Origin of the sequence: Vibrio sp. 10N.222.54.E6 (genome assembly GCF_041473955.1) — a bacterium.
GTDB classification, from domain to species: Bacteria; Pseudomonadota; Gammaproteobacteria; order Enterobacterales; family Vibrionaceae; genus Vibrio; species Vibrio tasmaniensis_A.
This window is the reverse complement of sequence record NZ_JBFRTD010000028.1, coordinates 234247-249794: the sequence shown is the minus strand read 5'-3', so window position 1 is coordinate 249794 and position 15548 is coordinate 234247. Positions and strand designations below refer to the sequence as shown.

Below are 15548 nucleotides of genomic sequence, written 5' to 3'. Positions count from 1 at the left end.
TCCGTCGGGCACAAAAATTGATTGTGTCGAAATGCAAACTAGCTAGCTAACCAATGACTAAAAAGTATAAAGTACCGGACAAACCATCACTCAAATACCGAAAACTCGGCAATCGATTGACGACCACGTAATACCAAAAAGGCTAGGAATTGCTGTGGTGAATGGGTAATCACTTTACTCGAATCCACGCCCACCTCACCAAGTAGTGAAGACACGAGATCCAATCCACCCACATCTATGCAGAAATGCGCATCGCTACCTGTCGTAATAAACGCACCTTTCGCTTTAGCAATTCTTGCGATCTCGTAACAACGATCAACACTGCCAACGCGGCTATTGCCTTTAAGCGTGGTGTTATTAATTTCGATTGCTACGTTATGTTCCGCCGCACATTGAATCACAACTTCAAAATCGAAATCAAAATTTGGGTTGCCTAAATGACCAAGTGCATCAACACGACCGCCTTTAATCACATTCAACAATGCTTCTGTATGAGTAGCAACATCCGACGGGCGAAAAACGGGCTCGTGGAAGCTGGCAATCACCCAATCTAGATTCTTATCCACACTCGGATGAATGTCGATTTCACCCTGTGTGTTCATGATGTTTGACTCGACACCTCGAATAATAGCGACATCTTCAATAAAACGAGGGAGCACACGTTGGTTACTGAAGAACCAATAGTGTGGCGCGCCCGGCATAGACTCGGAATGGTCGGTCGTACAAAACATAGCTAAACCGTTTTGTTTTGCCGATTTTGCATTCTCGATCAACGTGCTGTAAGCATGACCACTTGCGTATGTGTGGGTGTGGGTGTCTACTTTTAGTTCCATGAATCAATGCCCTCTTCGCTCGGTCAAAAAACGTGCTTAAGAAATGAGTGCTTAATAGCAACAATTCGACCAGTTTATCAGTTGAAAGTGACAATTAGCACCCAAACATAAAGGTTTATTAGGTGTTCATTTACACGACACGGGAATACGTGGCTACCAGAAGACGCTAACGCTTTTCTTATCTAAGTAAAATCGATCATACTCGGTAATTACGCCAATTTTTTGCAACCTACCCAAGTTCGTCAATACTTAAACCAGTCTACAAACTGGAGTGTTAGATGAGAAGAAGACGATATCCGCTGAGTATCCACATCACTAGCCTTTTCCTAATTTTGACAACACTTGTCGGTGCGGTATTGATTTCGATAAGTTATCGGCACTCCCAAGAGCTGCTGTTAGGCACAGTGCGCGAGATCAGTAATGAGCATCGCGACAAGCTGGAATCAGTATTTAAACAAGCCATTGCCCCTGTCATCACAACCTTAAATGTGATGGCGGTGAGCCCGTTTGTTGCTCATCAAACTTCCGCTGTCGAAAAAGACTCTTGGCTTGCTTCGGTCGATATCATCTTCAAACAAAACACCAATTTGGTCGCTCTATTTTATGGTTCTGAAGATGGTGACTTTAGAATCTTTCGTCCACTAAGCACCAATAAACAGAGAGCCGACAACAACGCTCCCGCCAAAGCTACCATGATGGTCAGCAGCACCAATCTAGATGGTGAAAACTTTATTACCTTTCTCGATGGCGCACACCAAGTGATCAGTACCCGACAAGCCGAGAGTAAGTTCAACCCCACGACTCGACCTTGGTTTCGTAACGCAAAGCCTGACGGCTCAATACAACTCTCTGAGCCCTACCTGTTCTATTTCCTGCAAACCAATGGCATCACGCTTTCTAGACGTTCTTTGGATGGCAAGCATGTCGTTGGTGCCGACTTCACGTTGAAATCTCTCTCTTCCCAGATCAGTGAATTGGCCTACTCTCCACAAACCCGACTCGCTCTGTTCGATCAACATTTCAATCTTCTCGGCCAACATCAACTTGATCTATCGATTCCCAAGCTTACCTCCCAGCCTAACGACACAAGTAAAACTGAGAAAACGAATAACCAAACGACAGGGAAACTCTCTGGTAGTGAGCAAGACCAAAGCTTCTTTAATGTGCCTAAGCGTGAACAGATGGAAGCATTGAAAGCATCCGTCATAGCACCACTTATCTCCGACGAGGAGAAATTAAGCCTCAACCTAAAAAACGTTGAGTACAACTTAAACACTTGGGCATTAACGCTAACTCCTGTTGAGCTCACTCAGGATGTCACTTTATATTTGGCAGAGGCTACGCCACACAATGAGTTGCTCTCTGATCTTATCTCGATGCGTGACAAGCAAGTCGCCGTCGCGATTGGGATGTTGTTCATCTGCTTCGCTATCGTATGGTTTGTCGCCAATCGTTTGTCTCAGCCGCTTAATACGCTGATGCAACTCACCGACAACATCGCACGATTTGACTTCAGGCGAACTCATTATCCCAAAAGCATGATTCAAGAAGTGGCTAACCTCGCCCACTCAATTGAGCTGATGGAACACACACTTCATGATCTTATTACGCTACTTCGAGACACGGCAGGTAATCAGGAGTTTTCGATATTAGCCAAAAATATTGCTCATCAAAGCTATTTAATTACCAAAGCAGAAACCATCGTCCTCTTCACTCAATCAAAAGAGAAAGATGTGTTTGATACGGCCGCGAACCTCGCCATTCTTCCCTTTAAGGCCGACATTAATGACTTCATCAAGCACACCCCTTGGTTGCTGTGCCAGCTTAAATCCGGAGAAACCATCCACTTAAACCGAGAAGACAATGTTCTCAACTATTACCAAGATTCGATCTTCAATTCAGATCTGTACCTGTTCCCACTATTAAACCGTGAGAAGTTGTTGGTGGGTATCGTCGCAATTGGCTATGAAAGACCGATTACCAAGATGCAGGCAGACAAGCACGCCTTCTTACGAGAACTGCTCAGCTTTGCGGAAATAGCCAAAGATAACATTGACCAAATGCAGCAACAGAAAGACATGCTGAATGCCTTTATCGAGTTGATTGCATCAGCGATTGATACCAAATCACCTTACACGGGCGGGCACTGCCAACGCGTGCCTGAACTGACCAAATGGCTGACTCAAGCAACCATTGATGATGACCGTTATTACCCGCAATTCTCATTGGATAGTAAACAGTGGGAAGAGTTAATGCTCGCCGCTTGGCTTCATGACTGCGGCAAGGTAACCACACCTGAGTATGTCGTAGACAAAGCGACAAAACTTGAAACCATTTACGACCGAATCCACGAAGTGCGGATGCGTTTTGAGCTGTTGAAACAGCAAGCGGAAACCGATTACTGGAAAGCTATAGCGAACGGAGCGCTTCAAGAGGAGCAGCTTAAGATCCTCGAACAAAGCTTGTCAGAATTGGATGAAGAATTTGCCTTCGTTGCTGAGTGCAACCTTGGCGGCGAATCTATGACGGAAGAGCAGCTAGAACGCTTAGATCAAATAGCCAAACGCCAATGGAAACGTACACTGGATGATCAATTGGGTTTGTCTTGGTCTGAAAAAGAGAGATTTAACACCCAAAAAGAGTCGGTTGAGAAAGACAGAACTGAGCCAACGAGGCAGGAAGAGGGTTTGCCCGTCATGGAGCCTCTGCTTGCAGACAAACCGGAGCATAAAATACCTTGGGACAATGGCTTTAACCCTGCCGATGTATGGCAAGAAGCGTTTGTGCTTAAGCCAGGAGAGGTCAAATACAACCAAGGTGAACTGCACAACTTGAAAGTTCGTCGTGGCACGTTAAACGATGAAGAACGTTTCATGATCAACGATCATATTATTCAAACCTTCACCATGCTTAACAAGCTGCCTTATCCTTCTTACCTCCAGAATATTCCGGATATCGCCAGCGGACACCACGAGCGTATCGACGGCAAGGGCTACCCAAGAGGCTTAAGCGAAGACCAATTACCTCTACCGTCCAGAGCGATGGCCATTGCTGATGTCTTTGAAGCGCTCACCTCTAGTGATCGCCCGTATAAGAAAGGCAAACTCCTAAGCGAATCACTCAACATCATGACCGACATGGCCACCAGCGGTCATATCGATCCCAAGCTGTATTTGCTGTTCTTAGAAAACAAAATCTACGACAAATACGCTGAGCGATTCCTAGAGACTAAACAGCGTTGCGAGATTGAACCAAACGAACACATCGACCGAGTAAAAGAGTACATTCGTTCATTGTTCTAGGCTTTTGTCTGTAATCTTCAGCCTCAATGTTTAGCTTTTAACGGCAGAGTCCAAAACCGCAGCATCTGCTACAACCACAGCAGATCGAGGTGTTTGCTTGGCTTTTGCTTTGCTGTGTCTTTTAGCCAATAGAGTATTGGTTATGCTCGCCACGACTATCAAATTGATGCCGATTAACTGCTGAGATGAAAACACGTCATCAAAGAACAAGCTCTGCCATAACGCACTGAACAGCATGTTCGTGAAAATTAGGGGAGCCAACTGAGAACCGCTGTCTGCCAACTTGTACGCTTTCGAGCGGAAGATTTGCGTGTTAATAGTAAATAGAGCCAATCCAAAAGCGCCAAGCCCAATCCAGCGTAAGCCTTCAAAAGATAGCAGAGCCGAAAAGGTTCCATTGCCCGCAGCACTCTCAAGCATATCTGGATCCGCAGATACTGAAGTAAACACAACCATTGGTATCACAAAGATTGCCGCGACCAAGAACGTCCACGCGTTAAGCTCTGCGGGTGCCAGGCTAGTCTTGGATGCTCGATACAAACTCACTTGTGAACCTGAATTAAACACACCCGCCAATAACCCTAGCAATAGCGCTGGCCTAAAGAATTCCGAACCAAACTCAAACTGCGACCAATCCCCTGCCATCATCACTACGCCGAAAAATGTAATGGCTAAACATGCGATAGTCGTTGTATGAATCTTGGTTCCGAATATTAATTTTTCTAACAACGGAATAAACAGCGGACCCGTACTGAATAACACCACACCTTCAACCAGCGTTAAGGTTTGTAGTGAAGTAAGGAAACACCACTGACACGCCACCATAAAGATCGCCCGCATCACCAAAGGTTTCCACATATCGAGTGAAGGTTTCGTTATTTTGTAAAACATCAAGAATAAAAATAAGAACAGACTGGGTAACAAAAAACGCACAAAACTGAGTAACGAGATTGGCATCACTTCAGATAGATACTTGGCCATCAAGCCACTCAAAGACAAACTGAACGTCGACAACAACATGAAAGTCGTCGCCTTGGTAATATCAGACATAATTATCACCTCCTATGACACCTATTTTAGAAGCGTGACGTGATGAAAAATAGCGAGTAATATTAACCATAACTGTAAGGAAAACTTACCAATGAAGAAACTCGTCCCGCTTAAATCCGTTTATGCTTTCATTGCTGTTGCTGAAACCGGCAGCATGACCGACGCTGCTCGAGTGTTGTATGTCAGTCATTCTGCAGTAAGCCAAGCCATCAAATCACTAGAGCAACTGGTTAATAAACCGCTATTTCAGCGAGTAGGTCGTCGTGTTGTTCTTAATGCCGCCGGTAAGCGATATTATCGAAAGGTTGCGCCCGCACTTGAACAGGTGATAGAAGCCACCGAAGAGCTTGCCAGAACGCCTAACGATCACCGCATTACCCTCAACATGGTGAACTCACTCGCCATGCACTGGTGGATCCCGCGAGTCTCGGAATTCCAAAGCTTTGCCCCCTCTCTTGATATTCGTATATCCACGCTAACGGGCACTTTCGACATAGAGCAGGAAGGTGTCGACATCGCGCTGGTGCACGGTAAACCGAGCGAGTGGGACCGATATTACAGCGAAAAGCTCGGTGACGATGATCTGGTATTGGTGTGCAGCCCAGCACTATTGAAAAACCAAATGGGATTAAGCGTTGAACAACTGGTGAAACAAAACCCAACCATTGGTGTCTTCAACCCAAGAAGACAGCATGACTGGCAAGTGTGGTGCGATCATTACCAAATACCCATGCCGACGTTCCACAGTAACTTGACGTTCGATGTCTCGATTCAAGCCGTACAGGCTGCCATTCGTTCGCTTGGTGTATTAGTCACTCACCGCTTGTTTGTGAAAGATGACATCAGCCATGGCATGTTGGTCGAAATTAGTGAGCCAGTGGCTAACCCCCATCAAGATTTCTATTTCGTTTGTCCAAAAAACAAATTAAAACAAGAAAGTGTGCTAAAACTGAGAACATGGTTGAGGCATGAATTCACACGCTCAGAGACAAAACTCAGCGAGTAACTAATCATCAAGTAACAAACCAACTAGTAACAACTCATCTAGTAACCAACCATCTAACTTACAGAGGCCATTATGATTATTACCACCACACAATCTGTCGAAGGCAAACGCATTGTCGATTACAAAGGGGTTATTGCCGGAGAAGCCATTCTAGGGGTTAACGTATTCAAGGATATGTTTTCAGGTATTCGAGACTTCGTCGGTGGACGTTCTGGCACCTATGAAAAGGAACTGGAGAAAGCACGTAACTACGCATTCAAAGAGCTAGAGCAGAAAGCGATTGAAGCGGGTGCAAACGCAGTTGTTGGTGTCGATATCGATTATGAAGTCTTAGGAACAGGTAATGGCATGTTGATGGTATCAGCCAGCGGAACAGCGGTTGTCGTCGCTTAATCGAATCTGAAATCATGTGATTCAATAAATGCTTATTCCAACGTTCGGTTTGTTTATCACCAGAAGGTTGGAATAAGGATAAGCCGTGGCTGAAGTGAATTTAACTCGTTCTGCCTTCTTGCTCAGAGATGATCTCATCAAAAGAGGCAATTCGAGCGAGGAACGTCCCCTTGTCTTTCGGTAATATAGAGCTTGCCAAAGGCAGGTCAGCCTTCATCGCGTCGACCGCCCTTCCACGTACCAACACTTCAAAATGTAAGTGAGGCCCTGTTAAACGGCCTGTTGCACCCGACAACGCAATTTCCTGCCCACGCTTAATCTGTTGCCCTTTCTTAACCAAGAATCGACTCAAATGCAGATAACGAGTTTTGTAAACACTGTTATGTTCTATCACTATGTATTTCCCTGCGTATGGATGGTCACGAAGTGCCACAACCCTACCGTCTCCCGTTGAATAAACGGGTGAACCCACAGGTGTGGCGAAATCAGTACCATTATGCGGCGATACACGTCCAGTCACAGGATGCTTTCGGAATGGGTTGAATGATGAAGTGATTCTTCGGAATTGTTTGTCTATTGGGTATCGATTGAAAGCTTGCTCAAGGCTATTCCCTTCTCGGTCATAGAAACGTCCATCCGCAGCAAGAAAAGCCGCCACTTCCCTATTTCGTAGCTTGATAGAGACCCCTTGCACTTCAGTCTTACCCGTTAAGTGATCTTCCATGTATTGCTCTTTAACCAAAACATTAAAGCTGTCGCCAGCTCTGAGATCTTTGGAGAAGTTAATTTTATCTTTCAGCGTTCGAGTGATATTGGCTATCTGGGCACTGGTTAAACCGGCCTTGTAAGCTGACGTGGAAAAACTACCCTGCACCGCACCTGCGTACAGCTTTTCTTTCCATTCCCCAGGAGTCTCGATGAACTGATAACTAAAACTACCGTCATCATTTTCTGTGTAAACAGCCTGCTCAACCAAGCTCTCATGGTAAATCAATTCGACTAGCTGCTTAGAGTCACTATCCAACAACAACTCTAGATGATCACCAGGCTTGATCGTGTCCAGTTTCAGTGATTCTAGATCGGCCTCAAGTATCTTTTGAGCCGTTCCGTAAGGGAGTTTCCAAGAGGTAAATACATTACTGAGTGTATCCCCAACTTTGACAAAATAATGAACTCTTACCAGAGAACTTGACTCAACGTCTGAACTCGATGGCTTCTCATCAGCCGAAACCACACCTTGGTAAGGTGTAATTTTGATAGCGATGTCTTCTGGTGGTTCAGGAGAAAGAGAAAGATATAAAGCAAGTGAAAATGCGCTGATAGCAGTAACAATCAGGCCAGTGCGGAGGAACTTCATAAAAATACTTAACGGTTATCACAATGAACTTTTCAAATGTTATAACATAACAATTGATTCAGTAAAATAAGCGAAATGTAAGAAACCGTTCCGTAAAAATGATTAAAAGCATAGTAAGCGTACGAAGCTCACCATGCCATTAAATAATTACTCTTCACAAAGCGCTTCAAAACGATCTAAGCCGCGTAGCATCTCAAAATCTGGCTCTTCAGCTAGCAACTCTCGCATTGAGCCACTGGCTTCGATAGAGCGCTCTAAGTCGTCGATTGCCTGACCTTCAGCACCTAATCTTGCATACGAACAAGCTCGTTGGTACAAGGCGTGAGCATTTTGATCATCCACTTCCAATACACGGTTACATAAGCTCATTGCCCAATGGTATTCCTGCATGTCCATTGCGGCATCAGCTTTATAAGTGAGCGCCTCTAAATCACCAGGGCGGACTTTTAAGATCTCATCGTAAATTTCAATTTTTTGCTCGGCGGTTTGAGCATTTTGCGCTCTCAACCATAAGTTGTGTATTTCATTGATGATTTCAATTTCTCGGTTGTTCTCTGAGATAATTCGAGTCTTACGCTTTAGATCCCTTTCAAGAACGTTAAACTTCTTCTCGTACTCTTGAGCGATAGAATTCAATCGCTGGTCAGCCATCTCTTTGGTTGTGTGCTTGAGTTCTTTAAGCGATTGCCACCCAACTAATGCGATAAGTGAAGCGACACCCGCAATAATGTAGAAAAAATAGGTTACAGTCACGTTGGCGTAATTCAGCGATTTGTCCGCCACAGCGAGCTCACGGTCGGTCATCTGAATAGTCAAACGTCTTTCAAGATCTTGTTGGTCCATTCTTAGCTGCTTCAATTCATCCAAGATATAGCGTTCCATCAACGGTCGATCTAAATAGTCCAATTCTGAGTACTCAACCTCTTCGCTTGCAAAACTCATCGTGCTGAACACCGAGATAACTGCAATCAATAAGATTCGAAGCATTATACATTCCTTATATGTTTCATCTTTAGGCTAACTGTATCTTGTAATAGTCATACAAGCTAGGAAGTCGACAAGTTTGGCTTATTCGTATTAGTTAATAGTTATTTATAGCTCGATAGTCACTCACTTCTACAATCGACTCTTTCTACAATCGATTCCTCCAACCACGGACTCTTCCAACAATCCTGCATAAATTCCATTGTGTGCTATCAGCTGTCGATGGTTACCTTGTTCAACAATTTCACCCTTTTCCAACACCAAAATCGTATCTGAGTGACGAACGGTACTCAAACGGTGTGCAATCGCAATCACGGTTTTTTCCTTGAAAAGGCGCTGCATTGCTTTTTGAATTAGGTCTTCGGTGATTGAATCTACCGAACTGGTCGCCTCATCAAGCATCATCAGTTGTCCACCTTGTGCAACCGCTCTAGCGAACGAGATAAGCTGCGTTTGCCCTACAGACAAGTTGGATCCGTTCTTTTCCAAGTGGAAGTCATAACCTTGTGGCAATTGTTCAATAAACTTATCGGCATAAACATAGCGCGCAGCCTGTTCAACCTCAGTTCTAGATAGATGCGTTTTACCCAGCGCGATATTGAATTGGATGGTCTCTTCAAATAAGTGCACGTCTTGCATCATCATTGAGAACAAATGAGCAGAGTCTTCGCTTGAGATCTGAGACAGCTCTAATCCATTCAACAAAATGCTGCCTTCATAGTCTTGGTAGGTTTTAGAGATTAGACGCAGAACCGTCGACTTACCTGACCCCGTCGAACCTACAAGCGCGATTTGATGCCCTTTCTCCAATAAAAACGATACATTATTTAGAACATAAGGAGAGTCGTCTTTGTAACGGAAGCTCACGTTCTTAAACTCTAGGCTCACAAACTGTTCGAGCTGTTTTTCAACCTTGCTCGATAGCAACAGGTTGCGCCCTTCTTCTTCAGTCGGCTCAACAAACAGCTCTTCAATATGGTCAAACGCTGCAAATGAACTCTGAATCGAAGCAATCTGCGAAGTAAAGTCACGGATCGGCACAAACACTTTCTCTAAGGTGTTGATGAACGCAATTAGCACACCCAACGTGAGTGCCCCTTCTATCACTTGCTCAGAGCCATACCAGATCATAATTGCGATGGTGATAGAGGTGATGCCAGAGATAAACGAGAACAAAATCGCATCGTATTTATTTATCTTTTTCTGCGCTCTTAAAAACTCATCGGTATAGCCTTGGTAACGCTGTTCTACTTGATCTTCCGCTCGGTACATCTGAACGGTTTTCATACCAAATAAGACTTCTTGTAAAAAGCCAATACCACGAGCGAGCGAAGAACGAGTCACCTTGTACAGTTCACGAAGTCGGTTTCTCACGTACACCGTCAAATACATCACAGGCGGCATAATGATCAAAACAATCATCGTTAATTGCCAATCAATGAAGAACATCATTACCAACAGAGCAATGGTATTGATACTGTCCTTCACTAGACCAACAACCGATTGAACAAACGTCTCGCCGATGGTTTCCAAGTCGCTGGTTAGTCGTGAAAGCGTGACGCCAATCGGTGTGTTATCAAAATAGCTGCGTGGTAGTTTGAGCACACGAGCAAACAACACTGAGCGCATGTCAGTTATCGTGTATTGCCCGGTTTTACGCAGGTTGTACGAATAGGTGGTATCCACCACATAGCTCGCCACCAGCACGGCAACGAGATAGAAGACGTATTCGAGCAGACCATCCATATCCCCATGACTCAGGTGAACATCGATCACTTGAATGATCAGCCAAGGGAACAACAAGCTCGTGATGACAGAAAGAGGAAGCATAGCGATGCCCAGAATCGCAGAGCCTTTGTATTTCTTAGCAAACTTAAAAAAGTGCTTGAGGTACTTGAGATCAACACCTTTTAACATGCTGCTGCCTCCGTTTCATTCTGCTGTAACTGCCATGTATCGTAATAGTAATCGCACGTTTTCAATAACGTCGCGTGGTCGCCCTTCGCAATCACCTTACCTTCGTTCAACACGATAATTTCATCCATATATTCAAGGGCATTAACACGGTGTGAAACCACAAGTACCGATTGATTTTCCAAGCGCTTAAACAAGCCCTCTAAAATCTTACGTTCTGTTTCATAGTCGACAGCCGATAGAACGTTGTCCATGATGATCAGGTCGGTGGGTTGCAATAAAGATCGCGCAATGCTCAAGCGCTGTTTCTGACCACCCGACAACATGATCCCTTTCTCACCGACTAAGGTTTGGTCGCCATGCTCAAAACGTGTAACGTCATTGGCTAACTGACTCAGTTCTAAAACCTCATCAACCTGACTCTTTGCCAAGTCAGTATCTAAGCTACCGAAGCGGATATTGTCTTCGACGGTTGCAGAAAACAGATAAGGGTCTTGCGTCACGGTTTTCACGTAACGGCGCAAATCACTGCGCGAGAAGCTAGTGACATCTCTTTCGCCAAGAAAAACCGAACCTTCTGGTACATCCAAGTGATGGTTCAAGCAATTCACTAATGTCGTTTTACCCGCTCCGATTCCGCCTAGCACACCCACTTTCTTACCTGCTGGAATGTCAAAGCTGATGTCATCGAGAATCAGACGCTCTTCACCTGAATAGCTGAAGCTGAGGTTGCGAATAGAAAACGTTTTTCCCTTCAGAGATTCAACATCTAACTCAGTGAGCTTATCTTCATCAAGGTCTGGAACTTTGGCATTAAGAATGGTTTGTACACTTTGAATACCCACCATGCCACGCTGATAAATGGTCGCGATTCTGCCAAGCTGCATCAATGGCATAGCGAGCAAAACCGAGTAAGTCAGAAAGGCAGTAATCTCACCGAGGGTTAGCTCTTGTCTCATTAACATGTAGCCACCGAGCCCAAGAATGATGATTTTCATCAGGTCATTGGCGTAGTCGAGTACTGGCATAAAGAAGACTTGAATACGTGTAATTATAAGGCGGCATTCAAGTAATAACTGATTCAGCTTTTCAGTTTCAGCTTTCACCCAAGGTGACATCTGCTGGCTCTTAATCAAATCAATCCCAGACAGGTAACTCATTAGCTGAGCAGACAGGTTTTGCAGACGTTTCATGTGCTCTAAATGCAGCGTTTTCATACGCTTGAAGCCCACCCGAAAAATCACAAAAGCGATTGAGATAGGAATAATCGAATACAGTGTGAGTTCTGGCGATATACGCCACATATAAAGAGGTGTCAGCGATAACGCGAGTAACGCATTGAAGAACTGAAGAAACCCCACACCAAACATCAGTCGGATGCCGCTAAGGTCATTATTCATGATTGAAATTAGCCGACCAGATGCAAAACGTTCATGAAAGCTGCTCGGTAAGCGATTCAGCTTTTGTAGAAGTGTACTCTTTAGTGCGGCTTCTGTAATTCGCCCCGGATTAAGCGCATAGATACGAGACAGAATTCTCACCACCACCATGGCAACCGACATGCCGACCACGATCCAAACATAGGTTTGAAGCTGCTGATGGCCCGTTGTTGAAGCATCCTCAATAAGATCGATGGCAAGTTGGATATAACGAGGGATCTCTACCTGTAACCAGTTAACGAGAAAAATGAACACAATCGCCAGTAAGTACGAGGGGCGATTCATGCGCAAATAGTGGGCAACAAACTGTCTTTTATTCATAGTCTTCTTTGTTTAGGGCAGGCTCACCGAGTTTTGGTGATTTCGTAAAGCTAGAAACGAGCGTCACTTAAGTAAAGATACACCTAAAACACCGGATTGATAATATCACTCCATTCATTTTATACAGGTTATCTCAGGTCTCGATGTTAGAAAAATTCACAACAAAAGCGCCTAAAACAACGTTACCGCCTAAATAGCGGTAACGTTGTTTGGTAGAAGATAAAGATTAAAGAATCACGTCTACATTATCGTCCTCAATATTTACAAGGAGTTTCACTTCACTTCCCATTGCCGACGGATACCAGACTTCAACCCATACTTTATCAACATGATTGGGTAAAAGGAGAGTTGTAGAGAAATCAATATCTTGATTGATTGGGCTCCTCAGCACTTGTGAGGTGTAATCGACAACATCACCATTGAACTCTGTATAAATACTCATAAAACCTCGAGAACTTTGCGAGCTTGCTACGTCAACGTTTACAGACACTTCTCTCTCCGTAGAAAAATCAAAACCTTCCGGTATAGATAACTCAGATGATTTAATAGACTGCGGTACCACTACTGGAGCAGGTGCCACAACGTTATTGCTACCAACGGTCGAATTACTCGGAGGAGTGACGGGGACCGGAGCCGTAGTATTGCTCGGAGGAGCGACAGCACTTGGAGATGAAGCGGTACTATCACCTCCACCTCCGCCGCCACAAGCTGAAAGGAATACAAAGCCTACACCACTCAAAATTAGTTTGATTGTTTTCATAAATCCTCCTGATTAATCTTCCGTTGACCAAGTTTTGTTGGCGTTAGGGTTTTGGTACCACGTTGGTTTTGAAGCACCGCCTGATGTAGCCCACTCAGCAAATTCGGGGTACACCTCACTAACATCAATGTATTCTGATGGATGATTCCAAGGTGATGAAATTAAGATACCCCAAGGCATGTTTTGTGTCGTTCGGTAATATTTATCACTAGACGGGTCTGAATCATCTTGTGCAATACCATAGAAATCACTCACTAACGTGCCACGCGACGTTGGTGGGAAGTCCGCAGTATGGATTTCTAAGTCTTTCCCTGGCGATGTAGAGAAACTGTCACCATGGTAATAACCCGCTCCCGCACCAAAGATGAATGGGTCGAAGCCACTTAATGGCATCAGTGAACTCGCTGTGGGCTCGTTTCCAGAAGCAAACGGCAGAGAAATACTGAACGTCATTTGGTCAGCTTCTAAAGTCGGACTACAAGAAGGGTTAGTGCGGTGGAACATACACTCACCGTTAATCGGCAGATCATTTTTTAGGTTCAACGACGCGACAACAACGAGGTCTCCTCCTGGCGATGCAACACTTTTGTCTTCACCCGTAAACGGCGAAATATTTACCCGAGTCGCGCCATTCTTTTGCACTCGAGCCGTTTGAAGATCGACATCTGACTCATCGAAGCCATCAAGCTTCCATCCCAGTCCATTACCATAAGAAGCACCGTAGGCCATTATGGTTCCCGTAATATCCATTCGAAGCACTGCGTCCTCTTTACTTAAAATGGTGGTGCGGTAGTAAACCACAACGTCATTTAAGTCGAAGTCACCAACTTCTGGCCAATTATCTTCGAAGGCCGCTGTATAGTAATTCGAATGTTGAACCGTTGTGCCAGGATCCGTAACGTTAAACACGTAGTCCTCAACTTCACCATCACCAACATAACCGTCACTCGGAATGTTAGGGCTACTCGCTAAACGGAATCGAGTTTGTACGCTCCCAACGACAGCATCATCACCCACTCGAATAGGGACGACTTGGCTTCCATCTACAACAGAATGATTTTTTAGTAACTGCTCGTCATCCTCAAAAGATCCATTCATATCCCAGTCAGCCCAAGCTTGCAGATAACCACTCCCCACAACGTTGACATTAATTAAACTGTCTAAGCCAACTTCAAGGTTCGTCAACAATGTAATTCCGTCCTCATCATTTCCGCCAACATCCAAATCATCGCCGTTGGATGATGCACCAGGTTGGCCATCTGTATCGGCATCAACACTAGCACCTAAGTACAGTGTGGAAGATATCGCATGCTCAGCACCGTTACTCGCCTGCAACGTTCCATAACTATCAGGAGCGTCACCAAAATCAGATTCATCTGAACTTTCTATTGGCGTAGTAAACCCAGATAAGTCCCAGTTACCGTCAAATGCCGAGAAAATCGGGTTGGGGAAACTACTGCTACTGCTCGTAACCGTTTCAAATTGTAGAGTTACAATCGAGGTATTCTTGTAGGTGAATTTTACAGCACCGGAAGTGTCGGTTTCCGAATAGTTCGTACCTGGCCCGGTGAATAGAACCGACGTTCCATCGGCACTCTCTTCCGCCGTCAAACTCGCGCTAGCACTACCAAGTTGATAACTGTAGAAACCTTCACTTTTAAACACTCTTACTTGCTCCGACTGCACGGGTTCGCCATCAATGTCATAGCCAATCATGTCAAATTCGGGAAGTGTATAAGGCACTGAGAACGTACCTGAGAGGCCATCCGTACCATCATAAAATTCAAACGTATAAGTTAGACCTGCAGAGCCCGCAGAGTTAGTTTGATAGAGAAAACCAATATCTCCTGAGGGTTGTGTTGCACCAACTTTGTAGTTAGGAGCATGAAACAAAAATGTCGCATCACCGAACACACTACTAGACACTTTGGCATCTATTGTTTTTCCATCATGTGTACCAACGTTGAGGAAGTGCATCGAAGATCCATCATAGGTTGGCCCAGCCCACGAACTGCTGCCGTTCGTCGCCTCTACATGATTTGAAAAGTCCAAATCTACCGTCGTTGCATAGACAGGGGCACTGGCAACGGCCGTCATAAGATAAATAACTTGCTTGTATTTCATAGTAAACCTCGACTTCTTCTTCGCATGAGCGATTTCCTTGAAAAGTGTGTGAACTCTGAACGGCA

Annotated in this window: 11 protein-coding genes; 3 read left to right on the top strand and 8 right to left on the bottom strand. The window is 44.7% G+C overall.

The genetic code is table 11. From position 1 onward, the window contains the following. Positions 1 to 86 precede the first annotated feature (86 nt). Positions 87 to 833 carry a phosphatase gene (locus AB4513_RS16815; RefSeq protein WP_009845603.1) on the bottom strand — a complete coding sequence of 249 codons (747 nt, stop codon included), beginning with the start codon at positions 831 to 833 and terminating at the stop codon, positions 87 to 89. Positions 834 to 1111: 278 nt separating this feature from the next. Between AB4513_RS16815 and AB4513_RS16810 the strand changes: the two genes are divergently transcribed. After that, positions 1112 to 4135 carry an HD domain-containing phosphohydrolase gene (locus AB4513_RS16810; RefSeq protein WP_102257512.1) on the top strand — a complete coding sequence of 1008 codons (3024 nt, stop codon included), beginning with the start codon at positions 1112 to 1114 and terminating at the stop codon, positions 4133 to 4135. A gap of 30 nt (positions 4136 to 4165) precedes the next feature. On the opposite strand, the gene AB4513_RS16805 is transcribed toward AB4513_RS16810, so the two are convergent. Beyond that, positions 4166 to 5185 (bottom strand): DMT family transporter, encoded by a 1020-nt coding sequence (locus tag AB4513_RS16805; protein WP_009845605.1) that lies wholly within the window; start codon positions 5183 to 5185, stop codon positions 4166 to 4168. A gap of 91 nt (positions 5186 to 5276) precedes the next feature. Here AB4513_RS16805 and AB4513_RS16800 point away from each other — a divergent pair, with 91 nt between their 5' ends. Together AB4513_RS16800 and AB4513_RS16795 are read left to right on the top strand one after the other, a co-directional pair. Next, a complete protein-coding gene (locus tag AB4513_RS16800; RefSeq protein WP_009845606.1) occupies positions 5277 to 6191 on the top strand; it encodes a LysR substrate-binding domain-containing protein in 915 nt (304 codons plus the stop codon). 72 nt (positions 6192 to 6263) lie between these two features. Continuing rightward, positions 6264 to 6584, top strand: coding sequence for a heavy metal-binding domain-containing protein (locus tag AB4513_RS16795; protein WP_004730185.1), 321 nt, complete (start codon positions 6264 to 6266; stop codon positions 6582 to 6584). 100 nt (positions 6585 to 6684) lie between these two features. On the opposite strand, the gene AB4513_RS16790 is transcribed toward AB4513_RS16795, so the two are convergent. The 6 genes from AB4513_RS16790 to AB4513_RS16765 all read right to left on the bottom strand — a co-directional run bounded on the left by AB4513_RS16790 (position 6685) and on the right by AB4513_RS16765 (position 15483). Continuing rightward, the gene (locus AB4513_RS16790; protein ID WP_009845607.1) at positions 6685 to 7941 is read right to left on the bottom strand and encodes a peptidoglycan DD-metalloendopeptidase family protein; all 1257 of its coding nucleotides are present in this window, start codon (positions 7939 to 7941) and stop codon (positions 6685 to 6687) included. Positions 7942 to 8088: 147 nt separating this feature from the next. After that, positions 8089 to 8928: a tetratricopeptide repeat protein gene (locus tag AB4513_RS16785; RefSeq protein WP_009845608.1), complete on the bottom strand. Its 840-nt coding sequence runs from the start codon at positions 8926 to 8928 to the stop codon at positions 8089 to 8091. A gap of 129 nt (positions 8929 to 9057) precedes the next feature. Further along, entirely contained in the window at positions 9058 to 10842 is a 1785-nt protein-coding gene (locus AB4513_RS16780; protein WP_009845609.1) for an ABC transporter ATP-binding protein, read from the bottom strand. Then, positions 10836 to 12599, bottom strand: a complete 1764-nt coding sequence (locus AB4513_RS16775) for an ABC transporter ATP-binding protein (protein WP_102257513.1) — start codon at positions 12597 to 12599, stop codon at positions 10836 to 10838. The genes AB4513_RS16780 and AB4513_RS16775 overlap by 7 nt, the downstream gene beginning before the upstream one ends. Before the next feature lie 226 nt (positions 12600 to 12825). Further along, positions 12826 to 13359 carry a hypothetical protein gene (locus AB4513_RS16770; RefSeq protein ID WP_009845611.1) on the bottom strand — a complete coding sequence of 178 codons (534 nt, stop codon included), beginning with the start codon at positions 13357 to 13359 and terminating at the stop codon, positions 12826 to 12828. A gap of 12 nt (positions 13360 to 13371) precedes the next feature. Next, positions 13372 to 15483: an LruC domain-containing protein gene (locus AB4513_RS16765; protein ID WP_102257514.1), complete on the bottom strand. Its 2112-nt coding sequence runs from the start codon at positions 15481 to 15483 to the stop codon at positions 13372 to 13374. Positions 15484 to 15548: the final 65 nt, after the last annotated feature.